Genomic DNA, 22,649 nt, shown 5'->3' on the forward strand with positions numbered 1-22,649 from the left:
ATATGAACCCCTTTGGTTGGACAAAAATCCAGCAGAAGGGGTTTCGTATTTCTTACTAATCAGCTTTCTGAATAATTAAAGAAATTATACTGCATTTCATACTCTTCACGGCGTATCTCTCTCAGGCTGTCTGCAAGGTTGTGGCAGATTTTGAAAGTCTTATCTTCATCCAGTGCTGGAAATCTTGTCTGTAGGTATATGAGTTGATTCCAGCATTGAGTAAAACTTGTATTAGCACTCATTTTTCTAAAATTATGTACCAGGTGGGGGACCAGATAGTCCTTTATGGAATAAAGCATGTATTCCTCCATCAGATCCCAGTGTCTGTTCAGGAGAGGATGATCAGGGATGTGACGTTCATCCAGCTGTATATAATGAAAGAGGTTTCCCGTGAAGCGAAGAAACAGATTGACTGCATACTGATCATATTCGGTTTTGCAGTACTGATCCAGTTCTGTGGTTTTATTCACTGCATCATCAAATATTCTAAGAGATTCTCTGTAACGGAAACGTCTGACTCCCTCATAGCGTAATTTTCTCTTCTCCAGGCCATATTCAAAAAAGATCTCCGATGCTTCTGTGTAAATATTGGATATATTAAGTATTCTTTTATAGAGATCGGGAGTTATTTCCTGATTTATTTTACTATTTTGTTGCTTTTTTTTGTGAGCTTTTAGATTTTGCTCATTTGTGTCTTTATTTTGCTCTTTTGCTGGTTGATAGTTTGGATTCTCTTGATTTATTTCGTTATTTGATTCTAAATAGCTACAACATGCTTCATAGGCCAGGTTGATTTCAGTCATCTTGTTATGTGACCATTCCTGGTTCTTAGGGTTTGAGTCGGGGTGGTATTTCTTTACCAGCTTCTTATAGGATTTTTGAAGATCTTCTTTTGAAAAATCTGTTTTCAATTTGAAGATCATCATTGAGCGATGAATATCCGGCATGTTAAGTCATTATATTCTATAATCTTTCCGGTGAAAACAGAGGGATTAATTATTTTGATTTCATAGTTTGCATTTTTAATCATTACCAATATAATTGTGATTAATTTATAAATTTAAGGAGGAGCAGATGAAGAAAGGGCGAACCTATGGAGCAAAGGCACTGGTCAAGACATTGGAAAAGCTTGGCGTTAAAGTCATCTTCGGCTATCCCGGCGGTGCTAATCTGCCTATTTATGAGGCTCTGGCAAGCAGTTCTATTAGGCATATACTCGCCAGGCACGAGCAGGGTGCATCACACATGGCTGACGGCTATGCGAGGGCCAGCGGTAAGGTCGGTGTCTGTCTGGCAACCAGCGGTCCCGGAGCTACAAACCTTGTCACAGGTATTGCAACAGCTTATATGGATTCTGTTCCTGTCCTGGCTATAACTGGTCAGGTCCCCAGTTTCAATATCGGAACTGATGCATTTCAGGAAGTAGATACAACAGGGATCACAATTCCCATAACAAAACATAATCTGCTCGTACAGAACGTAAAGGAAATTCCCAGCAGGATAGAGGAAGCTTTTCATATCTGTTCCACTGGTAGAAAGGGACCGGTTCTTGTTGATATCCCCAAGGATATCCTGATGGAAGAATTTACTCTTCCGGAGCCCAAAGAGATTATTCTCGAAGGTTATAAACCTAACTCTGAGAGTCATCCCGGACAGGTTAAAAGAGCTGCAAAACTGCTGGAGCAGGCGCGTAGACCTCTTATCATAGCGGGAGGAGGAATCTGTTCATCAGAAGCTTATGGTGAGTTAAAAACATTTGTTGAGAAGTCCGGTATTCCTCTTACTTATACTTTTATGGGTAAAACAGCTCTGTCTGATAATCATCCCCTGAATCTTGGTATGTGTGGTTATCACGGTAGGGTTGTTTCCAATCAGGCTATCGATCAGGCTGATGTAATACTGGCTCTGGGTGCACGTTTTAGTAATAGACATACAATCAATCTGGAGACCTACCCCGGACATAAAAAAATTATTCACGTTGATATCGATCCTGCAGAAATCGGAAAAAATGTAGAAACTCTTCTTCCTATAGTAGGGGATCTTAAAAATACTATTTCCAAACTTACTTCATTGTTGAAAAATAAGGGTAATGAAGATTGGGTCTCCCATTTGAGGGACATCGATTCCAGAGCTTTTATCCCTCCCATACCTGATAAATCACTTAACCAGCCTGTTGTAATGCAGATCATGCAGGAGTATTTGAAAAATCCTCTTGTTGTTACAGATGTAGGCCGTCATCAGATGTTTGCCGCTCATGAGTTTAAACTGGAAGAGGGGCGTAACTTTGTAAGTTCAGGTGGTCTCGGTACCATGGGATTTGCACTTCCTGCTGCAATCGGAGCGGCTGTCGCCTGTGAAGATCGACAGGTTGTTGCTGTTTCCGGTGATGGTTCCTTTGTAATGAACTGTCAGGAGATGATCACCGCTGCCGAAATTGATGTAAATCTGATTTGTTTTATTATGAACGATGCAAAACTCGGGATGATAGTTCAGCTTCAGGATGAATTCTATAAGAGTGGATTTGATATCAGTAATCTTGGAAATCATACTAATTATAAGATGATGGCTGAGAGTATGGGCGCCGTAGGGCATATTGTCACCACTCAGGAAGAACTTCATTCCCTTATGAAAGATAAGTCTCTGTATAAAGGAATTCATATCGTTGACTGTGAGGTGCCGCCTGGTGAACATGCATACCCCATGGTAAACGGTAGTTCCATTCTGGATATTGTTGAAGAAGGAGGACGAAAATGAAACACACCATATCAATTCTTTGTGACGATGTCCCCGGTGTTATGACCCGTATTTCAGGACTTTTCTCCCGCCGTGGATTCAATATAGAGAGTCTTTCTGTGGGAACTACAGATAAACCCGGAAAGAGTCGTTTTACCATAGTTGTGAACGGTGATGATACGGTTTTGGAACAGGTTCGAAAGCAGCTTCAAAAGCTTATAAATGTAATCAATGTATGGGATTATTCAGAAGAGGCCATTGTTTCAAGAGAACATGCTCTTCTGAAATTAAAGGCGAGTCGTTCAAACAGATCGGAACTGCTTCAGCTTGTTTCATCCATTCAGGCCAGGATTATTGACTCTTCAGGTGACATCTGGACCCTTGAAATAACGGGTGATACCGATGATGTGAGCAGCTTTATTGATCTATTCAAACATTATGAGATTGTAGAAACTATAAGAACTGGAAAAATTGCTTTGAAAAGAGGATGAAATATCAGTATAATAAATTAAGGGAGTTGGTGTTCCGGCTCCCTTATGTTTATTGTTGAATAAACAGTCTTTTACTGTTTCACAATGAACATAAAAATCTTATTATTCTGTTTATAACTCTGAAAAGGAGAGATTATGGCTAAAATACTTGATCTTTTTGATGCCTATGAAAGTGGAGATCTGCCAACAGATGGTGGATATATTATCAGTAACTTTTTTGAAAGTAATTCTTCATATACCCGTTTTGAGATGATTTCTTATGGAAATGTAAAGGATTTTTATAGAAATGATGAAGGAATTACCTTTCAGGCCGACGGTCTGAAACTTTTTGTTTTGGTAGAGCCACCATCATACTCTCATAAACATATCGAACCGTGCTTCCGTGATGATGCTCATAAGATGCCTTACAGGTTTAAAGAAATTGAAATATATACAACAAAAAGACAGCAGAAGATTATGGTTGGAAAAGAACCGGTAGAAACTTATACAGCTTTTACCATCATGAATGAAACCGGTGAGAATCAATCTTTTATTGTCCATAAGGCAGAGGGGATAGAGGAATCTCTTAAGAAATATTTTATTCAGGTATTATGGAAAAATGTAAACATTCCTAAAATTGAAGCAACTGCGGCTGCTGAGATAATCGGGAAGTCTATTCATCAAATTATTAATCCATTTAATTGATTGATAGCTGCAGATAAGAAAGATCAATTATTAACTCCCCCTGTATCAGGGGGATTCTTTATGACCATATCATTATAATAGCTTATTAATTAAACAGGCCTCCACCGCTACCTCCTCCCAGTAGGCCACCACCTAACAAGCCTCCGCCGCCTTGTCCTTTCTGTCCCAGACCCATCATTCTGACTGTCTGCTGGAGCTCCTGGATCTTCTGCTGCTGAATCTCAATGACTTCCATCAGCTGATCGACATCCACAGCGTCTCCGCCGCTATTACCGCCTTCAGTATCTTTAATCTGACGGTACAGTTCAAAATCATTTTGAGTCTCTATCTTGCCCAGTTCGAAACTGTCTCTGTACTCTGTGTAATCAAGAGGGAGCTCCGGGAAATTCCTGGACTGAGCGATTTTCTGTCCAATTCTGTATATTTGCTGGGCAGTCAGAGAATCCTGATACTCCAGAAGAAATGGATGCCTGTCATGGAGTGAGTCATCAACGTTTCTGTCAAAAAGGATTGCACCAAGGCATTCCATATCGATAAGAAGATCTTTTTTTACCAGAGCCGATAGATTCTCTGCCATCTGAAAATCATCTTCCTCTTCCATCATATTCAGGATGACCTTAGGCTGAAGAACCTCAAGATAGGCCAGAGCCTTGTCCCTTGTTTCAGGCTCTTCCATCCCGATTTCATGAAGCAGATGAGCCAGTGTCAGGTTTGTACCGGGAAGCATTCTCTTTATATTTTTTTTAAGATAGGCCTCCATATTCTTATTTGAGGCAAAAGCTTTCTGAAGAAAGCGGATCGTCAGGTTTTTCAGGAAAGTATAGGAATTCATTACTGCACCGGCCTGAGGAGTTGTAATAATAAGGCCTGAGTTGGATATAAGGAAAAAATCTATGGTATTGAAGCTGGATCCAGCTCCCAGATCGAGAATTATATAATCTGCATCCAGGTCCTGAATTTCGTAAATAATATCTCTTTTTTGTTTTTCAGTTATATCAGCCATGCCGTATGATAGGGTATCTCCGGGAATGAACTGAAGATTCTTGAAAGGTGTATCTAGAATAAGAGATTTAAAACTTCTATTTTTATCCTGAAGGTATGAGGCAACACCGGGATTAGTATTTTTCATCCCCAGCACTGTATGAAGGTTTGCACCTCCCATATCGAGGTCAATAATTATTGTTCTTTTATCTGAAATGGCGAGGGAGAGGGCTAAATTCACAGAGATGACAGATTTTCCGACTCCTCCTTTACCTCCGGCAATGGGTATTATCTTCTTATCCAGACTTTCATTGAGAACCAATAGAAGCTCCTTTTTTTTTTCGGATTATGTATATTATACAGTCCTCTTGGGGACGATAACAGGCAGAACCGGGAAATAATAGTAAAAATCACTGAATCTGTGATCGATCTTGGGTATAATAATATAATAGCTCGTACTTTCACGCCGATACTTTAACAATGAGGTTTCTTTTATAATGAGTGATGAAGGGCAGAATACTGCTTCAAAAACTAGTATAAGTAATGACCAGCTACGCCAGGATATTGAGCGCTTTTATCTGCCCAGGCAGCTTGTTAATGCGATTACAGAAATAGGTGCAATTCCCAATAATTCAGAAGAGGCAATCGTAGGGATTGGATTTCTGGATATTGCCGATTACACATTCCTCTCAAAATTCCTTAGTCCAAATGAAAACCAGACAGTGCTGAACGGATTGTACTCCGCCTTTAACTGGGTATTGAATAAACACGGTGGTTATCTTAATAAGCTGGAAGGGGACAGCCTGATGTTTCAGTATGGCGGTCCCATCGATCCAAACGTCCGTGGATTGAGTGAACCTGAAGCTGAGCATTATATTGCCAGAGAGCTGTTTTATACATGTATAGAACTTCAGAGAGTCTGTATTCTTTTTAATCAGGCAAATGATAAGTTCCTCTATTCAGAAAAAGAGAGTAAGACCAAGGAAGAAATTTTAAAGGCATTTGATATTATCAGAGGACTTAGAAATAATGAGTTTCTTTCTCCCTCAATCAATGCCCTGTTTCAGATTCGTATCCGTATCGGTGCATCCATCGGTAAAGTTATGATCGGAAACTTCGGTCCCGAAGGCTCCAAGCACTGGGACGTTATTGGAATGCCTGTTATCAATGCTAAAAGAATGGAATCCACAGCTCCTGTCGGAGGAGTTCGTATCTCAGAAGAGTATTACAGACAACTGGAAAAGCAGGGTATTGTTGAATCTTATTTCCAGCGTTTTACAAGAGAAGCTTCTGCTCTGTTTTCTGTATATAAGAGCATTAAAAAAGAGGAACTGTTTCGTTTTAACTCAGTTTATATCAAGGAAAAGAATAATGCCGGTTACCACACCTACAGTGTTCAGGTAGAACCGAATCTACCAGAAGAGATTGTGAGTCAGGTGGAACTTCTACTGCAGAAGGAAGAACCCGGTGCCCAGCGAATTATCGATTTTCTTAAATATTATAGAGGGAATCAGTATGTTATTCAGAAGCTGGAAGAACTCTTTGACAGGATTGATATAACCCTGCGCAAGGATGCTCTTTACAATATTCTCCTACCCAGACGCTATCAGTCTATGCTCGACAATCATAACGGTGATGAAGCAGCTGTGGCAAAAGAAATTTCTGTTCAATATAACCTGAAAGCTTTGATGGATATTCTCGGTGATATTCAGGATGCCGTTAAGCATCCGGGATCAGTGGGCGGTCCTCAGGATTTTACATTTATTGATTATGACTCCTATATTAAAGTAGAAAAAGAGAAACTGTTATCTCAGTATGATTATGTCAAAGATTCTATTGCTCACACAAGTTTCTTTTATAATCTGATATTTCCCATGTTCTTTGCACATATAAAAACAAGTCTTCTGGAGTATCAGAACCGTATAGATGAATTGGAGGAATTATGAGTTTTCCTTCCTCAGCCAGAAGTTTTTTTCTTTTTACAGCTCTAATTTTCTTTAGTGTTTCAGGTCTTTTTTCTCTTGAATTTGTTATTATCAATAAGACCGACACTCCCCTTTTTGAAGTGTATGCGGTTCCAGGTGATTCAAAATCCTGGGGCTATGACAAATTACCCTATGATGTCATACTTCCGGGTGATTATGCAGTACTGGATCTGGATCTTAATCCTGATAAACCGGTGAATTTCCGCATGGTAGATGAGGACGGAGATCTTTATCTGAAGTATAATGTGGATATAAGCAGCAGAAGAAAGATACTTATTTCCCCAGAGGATCATCAGGTTTTATCACAGGACGGACTTATTCGTTTTACTCTGGTCAACAAAACAGGATCTGTGCTGAGAGGGCTCTATATTTCATCAGAGAATGATGAAGAGTGGGGTGATAATCTTCTGAATGAGTATCTTCTGGAAGCTCAGGAAAAAATTCTTGAACTGCAGCTGTCTGGAAACAGTTCTTTTTATGATATCAGGCTTGAGCTTGCTGGAGAAAGTATAGTTAAAAAAAGGGTATTTATATCCGACAGAGCACGGGTACTTCTGACACTCTACTAATTCCCAGGCTCTGACCCCTATGAGAGGACGGAGAATATTTGGGAAACACATTTTTACCGATAAACAGACAGGACATGGCAGAGCGGGGATGGGAACAGTGTGATTTTGTTCTTATTTCGGGTGATGCCTATGTTGACCATCCCTCATTTGCCTCGGCAATCATCTCAAGAACGCTTGAAAATTCTGGTTATAAAGTCGGTATTATTGCACAGCCGGACTGGAAGGATGTAGAAGAATTCCGACGTCTGGGTAAACCCTCTCTGGCCTTTCTGGTATCACCTGGTAATATCGATTCCATGGTCAGCCACTATACGGTTAATAGGAAAATTCGCAGTCAGGATGCCTATTCTCCCGGTGGTCAGGCAGGAAAGAGACCTGACAGAGCCTCCATTATGTATTGTTCAATGGCCCGTCAGGCTTTTAAAGGTATTCCCGTAATACTCGGAGGACTGGAGGCTTCACTCCGGCGTATGAGTCATTACGATTACTGGAGTGATAAAGTCCGGCGCTCTATCCTACTCGATTCCAAGGCCGATCTATTGATGTACGGTATGGGTGAGAACTCAATGAGGGAAATTGCTGATCTTCTTGCCGATGGAAAGTCGATAAAGGAGATCAGGGATGTGAGAGGGACTGTCTACGCGCTTAACTCCACAGATGATCTTCCGGACGATGTTCAGATGCTTCCCTCCTACGAGGAGATCATCAGTGATAAAAAAACATATGCTGACAGTTTTCGTATTCAATACAGAAATACTGATCCCATAACTTCACAGCCTCTGGCGGAACCTTCTGCAGCCAGAATAGTCGTACAGAACAGGCCGGCTTTTCCCCTGAGCCGGGAAGAAATGGATAAAACATATGCCTATCCTTATACAAGAAAAGCCCATCCCGATTATGATGCTGCCGGTGGAATACCCGCATTGAAAGAGGTCGAGTTTTCTCTGGTTCATAACAGAGGCTGCTATGGAGGATGTCATTTCTGTGCATTGACTTATCATCAGGGGCGTATTATCTCCTCCAGAAGCCACGAATCTGTTGTCTCCGAGGCAGAGGTCCTGATTAAAGATAAGGGATTCAAAGGTTATATACATGATGTGGGCGGACCGACAGCTAATTTTAGGAAGCCGGCCTGCACGGGACAGATGAAACATGGTGCCTGCCGTGACAAGCAGTGCCTGACTCCTGAACCCTGTAAAAACCTTGATGTGGATCATAGTGATTATCTGAAACTTCTCAGACGGTTAAGGAAGCTGGACGGGATTAAAAAAGTTTTTATCCGTTCGGGAATCCGTTTTGATTATATGCTTCAGGAGAAGAATGATGAGTTTCTTAAAGAACTCTGTGAGCATCATATAAGCGGTCAGCTCAAGGTGGCTCCCGAGCATGTCTCTTCCCGTGTTCTGGCCATGATGAATAAACAGAAGCATCCTGTGTATAGAACTTTTATGAAACGATATAAAGAAATGAACAGAAAACTGGAGAAAAAGCAGTATTTGGTTCCCTATTTTATATCTTCTCATCCAGGGAGTACCCTTGAAGATGGCATTGAACTGGCTGAGTTTATGAAAGAGACCGGTTTTATCCCTGAACAAGTTCAGGATTTTTATCCCACACCTGGTACTGTGAGTACCTGTATGTACTATACAGGGATTAATCCTCTGGATGGTAAAGGTGTTGATGTTGTCAAAAAGGATAGGGAGAAGAGACTGCAGAGAGCACTGCTTCAGTACAACAGGCCGGAGAATTATAAGCTTGTCAAAGAAGCGCTTCTGCGTGAGAACAGAGCTGATCTTGTCGGATCAGGTCCTAAGTGTCTTATCCCTGACTATCAGCGGGGCGGTGGCATCAAGAGCGGTGGAAACAATGCTTCCCGGCAGATTTCCGGTCATAAAGCCGACCGCAGTTCTGCTCCCGGAGGCCGGCGCAAGAGCGGCAGATCCGGTAAAATAAAAAAAGATTCATAAAAGCTTCATCGTTCTTCTCTTTACCAGAAGGCGGGGAATTGTTAATTTATAATGAAACAGCGGGCAATCTGCCCATCGTCAAGGAGAGAGAATTGAGCAGAGGATTTATCGGCGGATTAATAGGTTTTTTTCTCGGACTATCTCTAGGAGGTCCTATTTTCGGAATTATCGGTGCAGCAATCGGAAGTTCTGTAGGTAGAAGTTTTTCTTATCAGTCTGGTTCCTCACGTCAAAATAATTTTTTCAGGGGTCGCCCCGGTACTTCACAGAGTTCCTATGGCGGCAGCCTTAATACGGGTCAGGTCTTCTTTAAATCTGTTTTCTCCATGCTGGGAAAACTCTCCATCGCTGACGGGTCCATCTCGGAGCAGGAAAAGCAGACTATCTATAATTTTATGCGTACTGATCTCAGGCTCGATCCTGTAAGTCAGCAGTCGGCAATGGAGATTTTCAATGCCGCTATCCGCTCTGGTGAGAGTTTTGAAACTTATGCCAATGAATTTTATCAGAGTTTTCAGGGAAATGCTCAGTTTACCGAGCTTGTTCTGGATATTCTGCTGAGGGTTGCTGCGGCTGATGGAAATATCCACCAGGAGGAAGAAAAACTCATCCAGCAGGCTGTAAGTCTCTTCGGATACAGCCAGACCTCCTATGACCGTCTTAAAAGCCGTTATGGTTTCAGCGGAGGTTCATCCTCGTCATCAACTGCGGGAAGATCTTCTTCAAGCGGTGCCTATAGTATTCTTGGTTGTTCACCTTCTGATTCTGATGAGGTGGTGAGAAAAGCATACAGGAAAAAAGTGAATGAGTTTCACCCGGATAAAATTTCTGCAAAGGGACTTCCTGAGGAATTTACCCAGTTCGCCAGCGAGCGTTTTAATGAAATACAGGCAGCCTGGGACAATATCCGGAAGGAACGAACTATTTGAAAAAAGAAGATTTTATTAAGGAAATCCCCTCTTATCTGATGATCTTACTCGGCTCGGTCATCATGGCTCTGGGGATAGATATTTTTCTTATACCCAATAAGATTGCCGCCGGTGGACTCTCGGGGATAGGTACTGTGTTGTTCTATCTTTATAACCTCCCTGTGGGTATGACCGTTCTGGTTATGAATATCCCTTTATTTCTGGTTTCATGGAAAGTACTGGGGACGTCGTTTGGTGTTAAAACTCTTTTTGCAACCATAGCTCTCTCTCTGGCAATTGACGGACTGGCTTTTATTCCTGCTGTTACGGATGATCTTTTTCTGTCTGTCCTGTTCGGCGGGGCTCTTGTTGGAGCTGGACTCGGTATAATTTTTAAAAGAGATGCCACAACAGGCGGTACAGATCTTGCCGCTGCAATTATTCATAAATATATTCCATTCCTCTCTATCAGCCATCTTCTGCTGATAATTGATGCTATGGTTGTAATAATGGCTGCATTAGTTTTCAGGCAATATGAACTGGCCCTTTATGCTTCAGTGACAATCTTTATTACAGCACGTGTTATCGATTTTATTGTTGTCGGTATCAATTATACGAAGGCGGCTTATGTTATTTCACTTCAGTCTGACCGCATCAGCAGCAGACTTCTGACAGAGCTCAGTAGAGGTGTTACAGAGCTTAAAGGACGGGGAATGTATACCGGAATGGATCGGCCTGTGCTGATGTGTGTTCTGCGAAGCAGAGATATTCCTCATATGAAAAAAATCGTACAGGAAGAAGACCCTGAGGCTTTTATTTTCATTTCCGATGTGCGTGAAGTATTGGGAGAAGGATTCAGTTATGAGCCGGAAAGATAAAGTTTTTGAGAGTATTGACCCAGTGGTCAGAGCCTTTGAATTTAATGAAGGGGTTGCCCATGTTTTTGATGATATGGCCGAGAGAAGTATTCCTCATTATAAAGATGTTCAGGAGATGGTGACAACTCTGGCTCTGACTTTTTACCAGGAGGGCAGCCGTATTTATGACCTTGGTTGTTCAACAGGAACTACGGTTGCGTTAATTCTGGAAGGTCTGAAAGAACACGGACTTAGCGATTATTATATTAAAGGTATCGATAATTCAGCCCCTATGTGTAAAGAGGCTGTAGAGAAACTTGAAGGTCTTAATTATGATCCTGATAGAATTGTTATACAAGAATCCGATATCATGGATGAGACCATAGAAGATGCTTCTGTTGTCATTATGAATTATACACTGCAGTTTATAGATCCCTTCCACAGAGAAAAACTGATCCGGAAAATCTATCAGGGGCTTAATCATAACGGTATTCTCCTGGTCAGTGATAAGACTCTTCAGTCCCATACAGATATCAGTCGTATTTTTGTAGATAACTATTATAACCTGAAGAGGAAAAACGGATACAGTGAGCTTGAGATTGCCCGTAAAAGGGAGGCCCTTGAGAATGTACTGATTCCCTATCCCATCTCCGAAGAAGAGGACCTGTTTAAAATCTGCGGATTTGAGGCGGTTGATCTCTTCTATACCTGGTACAATTTTTCCTCATTTATCTGTCTTAAAAAAGGATAATCATATGCATACTCCCTCAACACCCTCCATGAGCGATGCCTATCTGGCAGATCGTTACTATGATCCCTATCCGGGAGAACTGGATACAGAAGTTCTGGAGCAGAGACGGCGGGAACAGTCCTCTCTGCTGGATAAACCCTCTGCGCGAGTTTTTCAGACTCCTCTGGAGCAGGTAAAGGAGCGTAGGGGAGATAGTTTTGACTTTAAGGGTGATACCATACGCTTTGGAGACGCCGGTATTCTGAATCCTGAGGATCAGGATGCCCTGACTGCTTCATTGAAATCTCTGATTCCCTGGAGAAAAGGCCCCTTTGAGTATTACGGTACTGAAATAGATTCTGAATGGCGGAGTCATCTTAAATGGGACAGAGTTGCTCCCTGGCTGCCGGATATGAAGAATAAAAAGATCTGCGATATCGGTTGTAACAATGAATACTATATGTATCGTATGCTCTCAGAAGATCCCTGGTTTATTCTGGGTGTTGATCCTATGGTCCGTTACTATTTTCATCATCAGCTCAATAGAAAATTCCATATGGACCCAAGGGTTAATTTTGACCTTCTCGGTGTAGAGGATCTCGATATTTTTAAAGGGTTTTTTGATGTTGTCTTTTTTATGGGAATCATATATCACAGACGGAATCCCCTTCAGACGCTTAATACAATCAATAACTGCATGAAGCCCGGCGGAACACTGATTCTTGAATCCAGTGGAATCCCAGGGGATGATCCCTATTGTCTGTTTCCCGAGGGGCGCTATATGAAAGCTCCAGGTTACTGGTTTTTACCAACTGCTTCAGCCCTTAAGAATATGCTGGCCCGCTGCGGATTTCATAAGATAGAGATCTTTGAAAATTTCAAGCTTGAAAATGAAGAGCAGAGACAGACCCCATGGGCTATCTATGAGTCTCTTGAACACTTTCTTGACCCGGATAATCCCGATAAAACAGTAGAAGGCTATCCCGCACCCGTACGTATTTATATCCGGGCTGTTAAACGCTGACAGATTTTTGATTTTAGCTTATAAAAGAGTGGCGTTATAAAAAAACTGCCCCGCCGAAGCGGGGCAAACCGACTAAATGGAACAACACAGGAGTATTCGTTGGGAGGGGAATATTGATCCCATGCCGTCACCATTATAATTTTCGGCAGAATTCTCCTTATATTAAGTAAAAGTTATATGGATAAAGGAAGTGACCCCATGACAGTACAGGAAAGGCTCAGTGCTCTACGTCGTAGAATGGAAGAAAATAATCTGGATGCCTATGTTGTATTCAGCTCAGATCCCCATGGCAGTGAGTATGTTTCGGACCATTGGAGATGCCGCAGCTGGATCACTGGATTTACAGGGAGTGCCGGTATCGCTGTCATCACCAGCGACGAGGCTGGTCTATGGACGGACTTCCGTTATTTTATTCAGGCTGCCGAAGAGCTGTCGGGGAGCGGTGTCAAGCTTTTCAAGATGAATGAGCCAGATGTACCCTCCTATCTTGAGTGGATCAGCTCCAGTCTGAAGGAGAATGCTGTAATTGGTATGGACGGTCGAACTTTGACTCTTAAGGAGTGGGAGGCAATGGCTCAGGCATTCGGAGAAAAAAAGATACTCATAGACGGCAGTGAAGACCTTATCGGTTCTCTCTGGATCGATCGTCCGGATGATTCTCTGGCGAAAGTCTGGTCTCTCAGTGAAGAGGAGTCAGGAGAGAGTACTCTCTCAAGAATAGAGCGAATCAGAGCTGAACTTAAGAGCCGTAAAATGGATGCTACCCTTATCGCCTCACTGGATGATGTGGCCTGGACCCTTAATGTTCGTGGTGGAGATGTACCTTATAACCCTGTTGTACAGAGTTTTCTCTACCTCTCACAGGATTCTATTATCTGGTTTGTTGATGGTTCCAAAATCGGTGATGACCTTAGAAAAGAGATGAACTCCCGGAATGTTGAGATTCGTTCATATGGTTCTGTAAAAGAGCATTTGAGCAGCCTGAGGGATCTCAGCCTCTACTTAAGTCCCGATCGTATCAATTCTTCCTTGATGTCAGTTCTTTCAGATTCTGTACTTCCATTAAAGGGGGTCGATATCTCAACCAGAATGAAAGCTGAGAAAAACCCTGTGGAGCAGGAGAGACTCAGGCACTGTATGGAGAAGGATGGAACCGCTGTGGTTCGTTTTATCCGCTGGATCAGAGATGCAGTAGATGAGTCAGGCAGCAAAGTCACAGAACTTAAGGCAGCCTCTGCGTTACGCGGTTTCAGGGCTGAGCAGGACGGTTTTTTAAGTGAAAGTTTCAGCCCCATTCCCGCTTATAAGGCTCATGGAGCCATTTGTCATTATGAAGCTGAAGAGATTTCTCAGTTCACCATAGGCAGGGAGAGTCTATTTCTTATCGATTCCGGCGGTCAGTATAAAGATGGTACCACCGATATAACGAGGACCCTGAGTATGGGAACTCCCAGTGCGAGAGAGAAGCATGATTACACTCTGGTGCTAAAGGGCCATATTGCTCTATCCATAGCTGTATATCCAGAAGGAACCCGGGGATATCAGCTTGATCTTCTTGCCAGACAGCCTCTATGGAATGCCGGCCTTAATTACGGTCATGGTACGGGTCACGGAGTAGGGTATATCCTGAATGTTCATGAAGGTCCCCAAAGAATCAGTTCTCATCCCGTGGATGAGGCTCTGAAGCCTGGAATGATCACTTCAAATGAACCCGGTATCTATAGAGAAGGTGAGCATGGTATCAGGATTGAGAATCTGATTATGACAGTGCCCTGGAAGGATAATCCCGAAGTTGAGAGCTTTTATGCATTTGAGACAATGACACTCTGTCCCTATGAGCAGAAGCTGATTGACCGGTCTCTACTTGATAATGGTGAAAAATCCTGGATTAATGCGTATCATAATGAAGTTCTGAAGCGTCTCTCTCCATACCTTAATGAAGAAGAAGTTAAATGGCTGAGGGAAGAGTGTGTTGAAATCAGCTAATTCCAGACTCCTTGCAGTATTTGCCTGTCTCCTCTGGTCAACCGCATTTCTTGGGGTGAAGATAGGTCTTAGATCCATGCCCCCCATGCTTTTTGCGGGTATCCGTTTCTTTCTTGCCGGCTTAGCTGTTGCTCTGCTGTATAGAAAACCGGGTAAGCTAAGGCAGATTAGAGAACACTGGAGGCAGCTGCTTCTGGTGGGTATGTTTCAGACTTTTGGCCTATACAGTCTTTTCTTTTATTCCCTGACCCTGATGAGGGCATCAACCGGGGCCATAGTTAATGGAGTAGGCCCCCTCATCGTGGCAGTTACGGCTCATTTCACCCTTGCGGGAAGTCGTCTGAACAGAAGGCAGTTCTTTTGTCTTATTCTTGGTGCTGCAGGAGTCGTTCTTGTCTCATTTGCAGGATCTTCAGATCTGCTGAGTGGTGCTGCATCTGAGCTGAAAGCTGTTCTTATTATGCTGGCCGCTCTTGTTTTCGGAGCTATGGCCAGTGTTCTTGTTGCTAAAAGTCCGGATGATCTTGATCCATTCCTTCTGAATGCCGGGCAGCTTATGGCGGGTGGGGCAGCTCTTCTGCTTACCGCTGTGCTGAAGGGTGACAGACCCTATGCTGATATTCCTGTGCAGGAATTCTCTCTGGCCCTGGTCTGGCTGATCTTTGTCAGCGCTGCAGGTTTTTCTATCTGGTATTATCTTCTGAAGGTTCGTAAGGAATCTCTTTCGCAAATGGCAGTATGGAAATTTCTGATTCCTATCGCCGGAGCTGTTATCAGCTGGGTATTTATGAAGGATGATAATCCCGAGTTACTCTCCATTTCAGGGATGCTGCTTACAGCCTTATCTATTTATCTTTTCTACCATACTCCGGCAACAACTGTTGAAACTGAAGTTGTCAGGGAGAATGACTGATGTCATGCTTTGTTATACAGGTGAGCAGCTCTAAAGAGCTTGAGTGTCGAACTAAGCTCATGAAAACGGGTGAATTTGAGGAGAAGTCTCTCCTTTTTCCCCGAAGAAAGCTGCGCCTGCGGAAAAAGGGAGAGTGGTTTGAGAAGAATGAGCCTCTTTTCCCGGGATATCTCTTTCTCAGATGTGATGAGATATCAGCAGGACAGCTGGAAGCCGTCAGGAATGTATCCGGAATCTTCTCATTTCTCAAGATGGAAGGGCATCCAATGCCTCTGTCAGATGATGAAGAACGGCAATTGAATCATTTCTTAAAATCTGGAGAAATTGCCGGTTTTTCCAAGGTTGTCTTTGAAGAAGACAAAAGTATCAAGGTTCTCAAGGGTCCTCTCATGGGGCTTGAAGGACAGATTGTTAAAGTTGATAAAAGAAAAAGCCGTATCAAAGTACGCTTATCTCTCTATAAAGAAGCTTTCCTTGTTGATTTCGGCTTTGATTCTGTAGAAAAAACCTGATTTTCTCTCTTTCCCATAGTTAATTCCCTCCTCATTAGTGATTTTTTTTGTTCATGTATGGTCAATAGAAGTCAATTTTCTCAATTATTTTACCTCCCAGGTATATATGACCGACTTGACATTCTTTATTTTATTGTATATTTTTTTTGTGGCAATGTATTGCCGTAAAACGTTTTTGTGCAATTCGGCTGTAAAGGAGTAAGTCTATGTTAAAAAAGAGGGGACTCTATGATCCGGCTAATGAACACGATGCCTGCGGTGTCGGTTTTGTAGCCAGAATTGACGGAGAAAGAACCCATAAAATTGTTGAAGAGGGTGTACAGATCCTCTGTAACCTGGAACACAGAGGTGCAGTCGGTGGTGATATGAAGACCGGTGACGGAGCCGGAATGCTGCTTCAGATGCCTCATAAGTTCTTTTCAAGAGTACTTCCTTTTTTACTTCCTGAAGAAGGTACTTACGGTGCGGGGATGATTTTTCTCCCGGCTGATCCCAAACAGGCTGCCCTTGCCGTTGCTATGACTGAAAGAGTTATTGCCTGGGAGGGTGGAAATCTTCTGGGCTGGAGAGACGTGCCTGTCGATCCTGAATGCCTTGGTGAACTTGCCAGAAAAGTAATGCCTTCATTCAAGCAGGTTTTTGTATCATTTGAAGGTCATGCAGCGGAACAACTGGAACGTAAACTCTATACATTGAGAAAATGTCTTGAAAATGCCGCAATAGCAAAGGGCATGGAACTGGATGATTATTATATTCCCTCTCTCTCTTCAAAAACCATTATATACAAGGGAATGTTTGTAGCTCCTCAGTTTGTAACATTCTATCCCGATCTTGGTGAAGAGGATTTCATATCCGCCATGGCACTGGTTCACCAGAGATACAGTACCAACACTTTTCCCTCATGGCCTCTTGCCCAGCCATTCCGCTATATTGCTCATAACGGAGAGATTAACACTCTTAGAAGAAATACAAATAATATGAAGGCAAGAGAAACATCTCTGTCTTCTGAAGAGTTCGGTGATGATCTTAAAAAGATGTATCCCATTGTTCAGTCCAACGGATCTGACTCGGCCGCTTTTGATAATGTCTTTGAACTTCTCTCCAATGGCGGACGTTCAATGGAGCACTCCATGATGATGATGGTTCCTGAAGCCTTCGGAACCAAATTTCATATTTCAGAAGATAAAAGAAACTTTTTTGAATATCATGCCGCTATCATGGAGCCCTGGGATGGACCTGCCGCACTGGTTTTTACGGATGGATATAAAATTGGTGCCACCCTGGACAGAAACGGTCTGAGACCGGGGCGTTATACCATTACCAAGAGCGGTAAGGTTGTTCTTGCATCTGAAGCCGGTGTTATCGATATCGATCCAGAGGATATTCTGGAAAACGGAAGACTTGAACCCGGAAAGATGTTTCTGGTTGACCTGAATATGCATAGAGTTATCCGGGATAATGAGATCAAGAGTATCATCTCCCGTCAGAAACCCTACAGACGATGGCTCAGTGAACAGAAAATCGAGCTTAAGGGTCTCCATGGAGCAGCCCGGAAAATTAAACATGATTCAGAGACTCTTTTGGAAAGAATGAAGTCCTTTGGTTACACCTTCGAAGATATACGGAAAGTAATCACTCCCATGGCCAGTAACAGCCAGGAACCTATTGGTTCTATGGGGAATGACAGCCCGCTGGCTGTTCTCTCTGAGAAACCACAGCTTCTCTATGATTACTTTAAACAGCTTTTTGCGCAGGTAACCAACCCTCCTATCGATCCTTATAGAGAACATCTTGTTATGTCACTTATGAGTTTTGTAGGAAAAGAGCGCAATCTTCTGAAAGAGACTCCCGAACACTGCCGTCAATTGAAGCTGACTCATCCTGTTCTGACAAATGATGATATCAAGAGTCTAAAGTCTGTTGATCTTGATGACTTCAAGGTCTGTACTGTACCCATCCTTTTTGAAATCACCGAGAAAGAGGGGCTGCTGGAAGATGCAGTTGATAAGCTATGCCTGAACGCAGAGGAGCAGATTGACCAGGGACATTCCCTGATTATCCTCTCGGACAGAGGTGTGGATAAGCGGCATGCGGCAATTCCAGCACTTCTGGCAATGTCTGCTGTTCATCATTTTCTGGTACGCCGGGGGAAACGTCATCTGGCCGGTCTGATTATCGAATCCGGAGAAGTACGTTCAGTACACCATTTTGCAACTCTTATCGGATACGGAGCCAGCGGTGTGAATCCCTACCTCGTATTCGAAGCACTCTCTGATCTTAAAGTCAGAGGCTACCTCAATGATGAGCTCACATTACCTCAGGCCATTGAACATTATATTACAGCGGTGAAGAAGGGACTTCTCAAGGTTATGTCCAAAATGGGTGTTTCAACCATCAGGAGTTATAGAGGTTCACAGATTTATGAAGCCATCGGACTTTCAGAGTCTTTTATTGAAAAATACTTTGACGGTACAGCCTCAAGAGTGGGCGGTATTGATATTGAAGTTGTTGAGCATGATGTTCTTTCCAGACACAGAAAAGCCTGGAGTGAAAAAGATGTCTACAGTAACCGTCTTGAGGCGGGTGGTGAGTTTTCCAGTAGAAAGAATGCCGATAAACACCTATTCTCAGCGGAAGCTGTGGTCAATATGCAGAAAGCAGTACGAAACGGAGATTATGAAATCTTCAAGAAATATACTCAGGGTGTAAACGATATAAGTAAGAACCTGAATACCTTGAGAGGATTGTTTCAGTTCAAACCCGCTAAGTCCGTACCCATAGAAGAAGTTGAAGCCGCTTCAGAAATCGTGAAACGCTTTGTTTCTTCAGCCATGTCCTTTGGATCAATGAGTAAGGAAGTTCACGAGACCATGGCTATCGCCATGAATGGTCTTGGAGCCAACAGCAACTCAGGTGAGGGTGGCGAAGATATGGCCCGCTACACTGTAAGGGAAAACGGTGATAATGCCAGAAGTAATATCAAACAAATTGCTTCCGGGCGTTTCGGTGTAGACAGCCCTTATCTGGCAAACTGTAATGAATTGCAGATCAAGATGGCACAGGGAGCCAAACCCGGCGAGGGTGGGCAGCTTCCCGGTCATAAGGTAAATGACGTTGTAGCAAAAGTACGTCACGCAACCCCTGGTGTAATGCTTATCTCACCCCCTCCTCATCATGATATCTACTCTATTGAGGATCTTTCACAGCTGATCTTCGACCTGAAAAATGCCAATCCCAAGGCCCGTGTTTCGGTAAAACTTGTTTCTGAAGTCGGTGTCGGTACAGTTGCTGCGGGTGTTGCAAAGGGTAAGGCGGATATGGTTCTTATCTCCGGCGGTGACGGCGGTACAGGAGCATCACCTCTCTCTTCTCTGAAACATGCAGGAGGTGCCTGGGAAATCGGTCTGGCTGAAACTCAACAGGTTCTGGTTATGAATAAGCTTAGATCCAGAATACGCATTCAGTGTGATGGACAGATGAAAACCGGGCGTGACGTTGTTATTGCAGCACTTCTGGGTGCAGAAGAGTTCGGTTTTGGAACAGCATCACTGGTATCTCTGGGATGTGTGATGATGAGAAAATGTCACACAAATGCCTGTCCTGTAGGAATTGCGACTCAGAATGAAGAATTAAGAAAAAGATTTACAGGTAAACCTGAGCATTTGAGAAACTTCATGACCTACATTGCTCAGGAAGTAAGAGAGTATATGGCAGAACTGGGATTCAGAACATTTGAAGAGATGGTCGGTCATGTAGAGTGTCTGGAAGTTAATGATGCACTTGATCATTACAAAGCAAAAGGACTGGATTTCAGTAATGTTCTTATGGCTCCTGATACATCGGGGGGAGAGCCTCTTTACTGTACTTCAAAGCAGGATCACGACTTATCACTCTCCCTGGATAAGGGACTGATTGAAAAGGCAAAGGATGCCATTGAAAATAAAAATCCTGTTGTTATCGAACAGCCTATTAAAAACTGCAACAGAACTGTGGGTGCGACTCTCAGTTATGAAGTAACCACACGTTACGGTGCAGAAGGGCTTAAGGATGATACCATCCATGTCAATCTGAAAGGATCTGCAGGGCAGAGTTTTGGAGCCTTCCTTACAAAGGGAATTACCTTTGAACTTGAAGGGGAGAGTAATGACTATCTGGGTAAAGGACTTTCCGGTGGGCGAATTATTCTCTATCCCCATGCAGGTTCAACCTTCTCAGGTTTCAGGAATATCATTACCGGTAATGTGAATCTGTTCGGAGCCACCGGTGGTGAGGTCTTTATCAGCGGCCGGGCAGGTGAGCGTTTCGCTGTCAGAAACTCCGGTGCCCTTGCAGTTGTCGAAGGTGTCGGTGACCATGGATGTGAATACATGACCGGAGGAAGAGTTATCATTCTGGGTAAAACCGGTGTGAACTTTGCGGCAGGTATGAGTGGCGGTGTCGCCTATGTCTACGATGAAAATCAGCTCTTTGATACCCGGTGTAACCTGGAAATGGTAGATATCGAACCGGTTGTGGATGCCGAGGATATTGAGTTCCTCAAAGCCATGATCAACCGTCATATTGAACATACAGACAGTAAACAGGGAAAGCTGATTATTGAATCCTGGCAAGAATCTCTTCACTCCTTTGTAAAGGTCATGCCTCTGGAATACAGAAAGGCCCTCGAGGGGATCAGGGAAAGAGAAACCAAGGAAACAGAAGAAACAGCGATTACCGAGGAGGTATATGCATAATGGGTAAGGTTCTCGGATTTTTAGAACATGACAGAACGGATTTTAAGTACCGTGCTGTAGAAGATAGATTGAAAGATTATAAAGAAGTGATGATCCCCACTCCCATTGAGGGTCTGGCTGATCAGGGGGCACGCTGTATGGACTGCGGTACTCCCTTCTGTCATAACCTGGGTTGTCCCATCAGCAATCTTATTCCTGAGTGGAATGATGCTGTATACAGGGGACAGTATAAAGAGGCCTTTGAGCGTCTTGAGATAACCAATAACTTTCCTGAAGTGACAGGACGTATCTGTCCTGCTCCCTGTGAGACTTCATGTACTCTCAGCATCAATGATGCTCCCGTAGCCATTAAGCAGATGGAACTCGGTATAATCGAAAAAGCATTTGCTGCCGGTTGGGTTGTTCCCCGTCCTCCCAGAATAGAGACAGGTAAGAGTGTTGCTGTTGTAGGAAGCGGACCTTCGGGTATGGCTGCCAGTCAGCAGCTGCGGCGCATGGGTCATCAGGTAACTCTCTTTGAGAAGAGTGAGAAAATCGGGGGACTCCTCCGCTACGGTATTCCCGATTTCAAGCTGGATAAATCTGTTCTTGATAGAAGAATCCAGCAGATGAAGGCCGAGGGTGTCAGTTTTGAAACCGGTGTAGCCATCGGTGAAGATCTCTCTATTCGCTATCTGCAGAATAAATATGATTCTGTACTCATCACTATGGGTGCCGGTGCTCCCCGTAATCTTCCTGTCCCAGGACGTGAGCTTAAGGGTGTACACTTCGCCATGGAGTATCTGGGACAGTCCAATAAAAATGTTTCGGGCGAATTTTATGATGAAGAAGTCATCAATGCAAAAGGAAAAACTGTTCTGGTCATAGGCGGTGGTGATACAGGTTCTGACTGTGTAGGTACTGCCAATAGACAGGGTGCTGAAAAAGTATACCAGTATGAAATCATGCCTAAGCCTCTGGATTGGAAAAATGCCCATAACCCCAGCTGGCCTGACTGGCCCTCCATCCTGAGAACTTCATCCTCCCATAACGAGGGATGTGAACGGGACTGGAATATCAGCACTCTCGGATTTTATGGTAAGAAAGGCTTTGTTGAAAAAGGCAGCTTCCAGAGAGTTGAATGGAAAGCAGATCCTGCAGGTGGACGTCCTCAGCTTGTTCCCATTGTGGGTAGTGAGTTTGATCTGGATGTGGACCTTGTATTCCTGGCAATGGGTTTTGTACATGTTGAGCATAACCGTATTATCACAGACCTTAACCTTGAACTGGACGGTCGCGGTAATATAAAAACCGACGGTAACTACGGTACTACCATTGATGGAGTATTTGCTGCAGGAGACGCCGAAACAGGAGCTTCCCTGGTTGTAAGAGCTCTGGGACATGGTAGAAGTGCAGCAGAAGCTGTGGATGCATATCTGAAATAAGAATAGATTTACATAGTTTAGATGTTTGTATAAAGGTCCTCTTCGGAGGGCCTTTTTTTATGCAGACAGGACTAATGAAAAACATACCAAACGGCCTATTCAGAGAATAAGTAATTCCTACGAAAATATAAGCATATTATGGAGAAATTATT

General features: G+C 43.2%; 17 protein-coding genes. 15 read left to right on the forward strand and 2 right to left on the reverse strand.

Going from position 1 to position 22,649, the window contains the following annotated elements:
- Positions 1-59 precede the first annotated feature (59 nt).
- Positions 60-947, reverse strand: coding sequence for a J domain-containing protein (locus DV872_RS11380; RefSeq protein WP_114630054.1), 888 nt, complete (start codon positions 945-947; stop codon positions 60-62).
- Positions 948-1,074: 127 nt separating this feature from the next.
- On the opposite strand from DV872_RS11380, the gene ilvB reads away from it, so the two are divergent.
- The 3 genes from ilvB to DV872_RS11395 all read left to right on the forward strand — a co-directional run bounded on the left by ilvB (position 1,075) and on the right by DV872_RS11395 (position 3,908).
- Positions 1,075-2,754, forward strand: a complete 1,680-nt coding sequence (gene ilvB / locus DV872_RS11385; RefSeq protein WP_114630055.1) for a biosynthetic-type acetolactate synthase large subunit — start codon at positions 1,075-1,077, stop codon at positions 2,752-2,754.
- A complete protein-coding gene (ilvN, locus tag DV872_RS11390; RefSeq protein WP_114630056.1) occupies positions 2,751-3,224 on the forward strand; it encodes an acetolactate synthase small subunit in 474 nt (157 codons plus the stop codon). The genes ilvB and ilvN overlap by 4 nt, the downstream gene beginning before the upstream one ends.
- Before the next feature lie 135 nt (positions 3,225-3,359).
- On the forward strand, positions 3,360-3,908 hold the full coding sequence (locus tag DV872_RS11395; protein ID WP_114630057.1) for a transposase: 549 nt from the start codon (positions 3,360-3,362) through the stop codon (positions 3,906-3,908).
- Positions 3,909-3,993: 85 nt separating this feature from the next.
- On the opposite strand, the gene DV872_RS11400 is transcribed toward DV872_RS11395, so the two are convergent.
- Entirely contained in the window at positions 3,994-5,211 is a 1,218-nt protein-coding gene (locus DV872_RS11400; protein ID WP_114630058.1) for a P-loop NTPase, read from the reverse strand.
- Positions 5,212-5,386: 175 nt separating this feature from the next.
- Here DV872_RS11400 and DV872_RS11405 point away from each other — a divergent pair, with 175 nt between their 5' ends.
- The 12 genes from DV872_RS11405 to DV872_RS11460 all read left to right on the forward strand — a co-directional run bounded on the left by DV872_RS11405 (position 5,387) and on the right by DV872_RS11460 (position 22,497).
- The gene (locus DV872_RS11405) at positions 5,387-6,835 is read left to right on the forward strand and encodes an adenylate/guanylate cyclase domain-containing protein (RefSeq protein WP_114630059.1); all 1,449 of its coding nucleotides are present in this window, start codon (positions 5,387-5,389) and stop codon (positions 6,833-6,835) included.
- A complete protein-coding gene (locus DV872_RS11410; protein ID WP_114630060.1) occupies positions 6,832-7,443 on the forward strand; it encodes a hypothetical protein in 612 nt (203 codons plus the stop codon). Before DV872_RS11405 ends, DV872_RS11410 begins: the two co-directional genes overlap by 4 nt.
- Positions 7,444-7,481: 38 nt before the next feature.
- On the forward strand, positions 7,482-9,410 hold the full coding sequence (locus tag DV872_RS11415) for a YgiQ family radical SAM protein (RefSeq protein ID WP_114630061.1): 1,929 nt from the start codon (positions 7,482-7,484) through the stop codon (positions 9,408-9,410).
- 92 nt (positions 9,411-9,502) lie between these two features.
- Positions 9,503-10,339, forward strand: a complete 837-nt coding sequence (gene djlA / locus DV872_RS11420) for a co-chaperone DjlA (RefSeq protein ID WP_158546928.1) — start codon at positions 9,503-9,505, stop codon at positions 10,337-10,339.
- On the forward strand, positions 10,336-11,196 hold the full coding sequence (locus DV872_RS11425) for a YitT family protein (protein WP_199563462.1): 861 nt from the start codon (positions 10,336-10,338) through the stop codon (positions 11,194-11,196). Before djlA ends, DV872_RS11425 begins: the two co-directional genes overlap by 4 nt.
- Positions 11,180-11,926, forward strand: coding sequence for a carboxy-S-adenosyl-L-methionine synthase CmoA (gene cmoA / locus DV872_RS11430; RefSeq protein ID WP_158546929.1), 747 nt, complete (start codon positions 11,180-11,182; stop codon positions 11,924-11,926). Before DV872_RS11425 ends, cmoA begins: the two co-directional genes overlap by 17 nt.
- A 4-nt stretch (positions 11,927-11,930) precedes the next feature.
- On the forward strand, positions 11,931-12,929 hold the full coding sequence (gene cmoB, locus DV872_RS11435; RefSeq protein ID WP_114630064.1) for a tRNA 5-methoxyuridine(34)/uridine 5-oxyacetic acid(34) synthase CmoB: 999 nt from the start codon (positions 11,931-11,933) through the stop codon (positions 12,927-12,929).
- Positions 12,930-13,127: 198 nt separating this feature from the next.
- On the forward strand, positions 13,128-14,915 hold the full coding sequence (locus DV872_RS11440; protein WP_158546930.1) for an aminopeptidase P family protein: 1,788 nt from the start codon (positions 13,128-13,130) through the stop codon (positions 14,913-14,915).
- Positions 14,902-15,828 carry a DMT family transporter gene (locus tag DV872_RS11445; protein ID WP_158546931.1) on the forward strand — a complete coding sequence of 309 codons (927 nt, stop codon included), beginning with the start codon at positions 14,902-14,904 and terminating at the stop codon, positions 15,826-15,828. The genes DV872_RS11440 and DV872_RS11445 overlap by 14 nt, the downstream gene beginning before the upstream one ends.
- The gene (gene loaP, locus DV872_RS11450) at positions 15,828-16,340 is read left to right on the forward strand and encodes an antiterminator LoaP (protein WP_114630067.1); all 513 of its coding nucleotides are present in this window, start codon (positions 15,828-15,830) and stop codon (positions 16,338-16,340) included. The genes DV872_RS11445 and loaP overlap by 1 nt, the downstream gene beginning before the upstream one ends.
- Positions 16,341-16,546: 206 nt before the next feature.
- Positions 16,547-21,073 carry a glutamate synthase large subunit gene (gene gltB, locus DV872_RS11455; RefSeq protein WP_114630068.1) on the forward strand — a complete coding sequence of 1,509 codons (4,527 nt, stop codon included), beginning with the start codon at positions 16,547-16,549 and terminating at the stop codon, positions 21,071-21,073.
- Complete coding sequence (locus DV872_RS11460; protein ID WP_114630069.1) at positions 21,073-22,497, forward strand: glutamate synthase subunit beta; 1,425 nt, start codon at positions 21,073-21,075, stop codon at positions 22,495-22,497. The genes gltB and DV872_RS11460 overlap by 1 nt, the downstream gene beginning before the upstream one ends.
- Positions 22,498-22,649: the final 152 nt, after the last annotated feature.

The organism is Oceanispirochaeta sp. M1 (assembly GCF_003346715.1).
Classification (GTDB): domain Bacteria; phylum Spirochaetota; class Spirochaetia; order DSM-2461; family DSM-2461; genus Oceanispirochaeta.

What these genes read in the sequence shown, in the direction of transcription:
- DV872_RS11405 (WP_114630059.1), top strand. Translation starts at nt 5,387, where the DNA reads ATGAGTGATGAAGGGCAGAATACTGCTTCAAAAACTAGTATAAGTAAT.
- ilvB (WP_114630055.1), top strand. Translation starts at nt 1,075, where the DNA reads ATGAAGAAAGGGCGAACCTATGGAGCAAAGGCACTGGTCAAGACATTG.
- cmoB (WP_114630064.1), top strand. Translation starts at nt 11,931, where the DNA reads ATGCATACTCCCTCAACACCCTCCATGAGCGATGCCTATCTGGCAGAT.
- DV872_RS11380 (WP_114630054.1), bottom strand. Translation starts at nt 947, where the DNA reads ATGCCGGATATTCATCGCTCAATGATGATCTTCAAATTGAAAACAGAT.
- loaP (WP_114630067.1), top strand. Translation starts at nt 15,828, where the DNA reads ATGTCATGCTTTGTTATACAGGTGAGCAGCTCTAAAGAGCTTGAGTGT.
- gltB (WP_114630068.1), top strand. Translation starts at nt 16,547, where the DNA reads ATGTTAAAAAAGAGGGGACTCTATGATCCGGCTAATGAACACGATGCC.
- DV872_RS11460 (WP_114630069.1), top strand. Translation starts at nt 21,073, where the DNA reads ATGGGTAAGGTTCTCGGATTTTTAGAACATGACAGAACGGATTTTAAG.
- DV872_RS11440 (WP_158546930.1), top strand. Translation starts at nt 13,128, where the DNA reads ATGACAGTACAGGAAAGGCTCAGTGCTCTACGTCGTAGAATGGAAGAA.
- cmoA (WP_158546929.1), top strand. Translation starts at nt 11,180, where the DNA reads ATGAGCCGGAAAGATAAAGTTTTTGAGAGTATTGACCCAGTGGTCAGA.
- DV872_RS11395 (WP_114630057.1), top strand. Translation starts at nt 3,360, where the DNA reads ATGGCTAAAATACTTGATCTTTTTGATGCCTATGAAAGTGGAGATCTG.
- DV872_RS11410 (WP_114630060.1), top strand. Translation starts at nt 6,832, where the DNA reads ATGAGTTTTCCTTCCTCAGCCAGAAGTTTTTTTCTTTTTACAGCTCTA.
- ilvN (WP_114630056.1), top strand. Translation starts at nt 2,751, where the DNA reads ATGAAACACACCATATCAATTCTTTGTGACGATGTCCCCGGTGTTATG.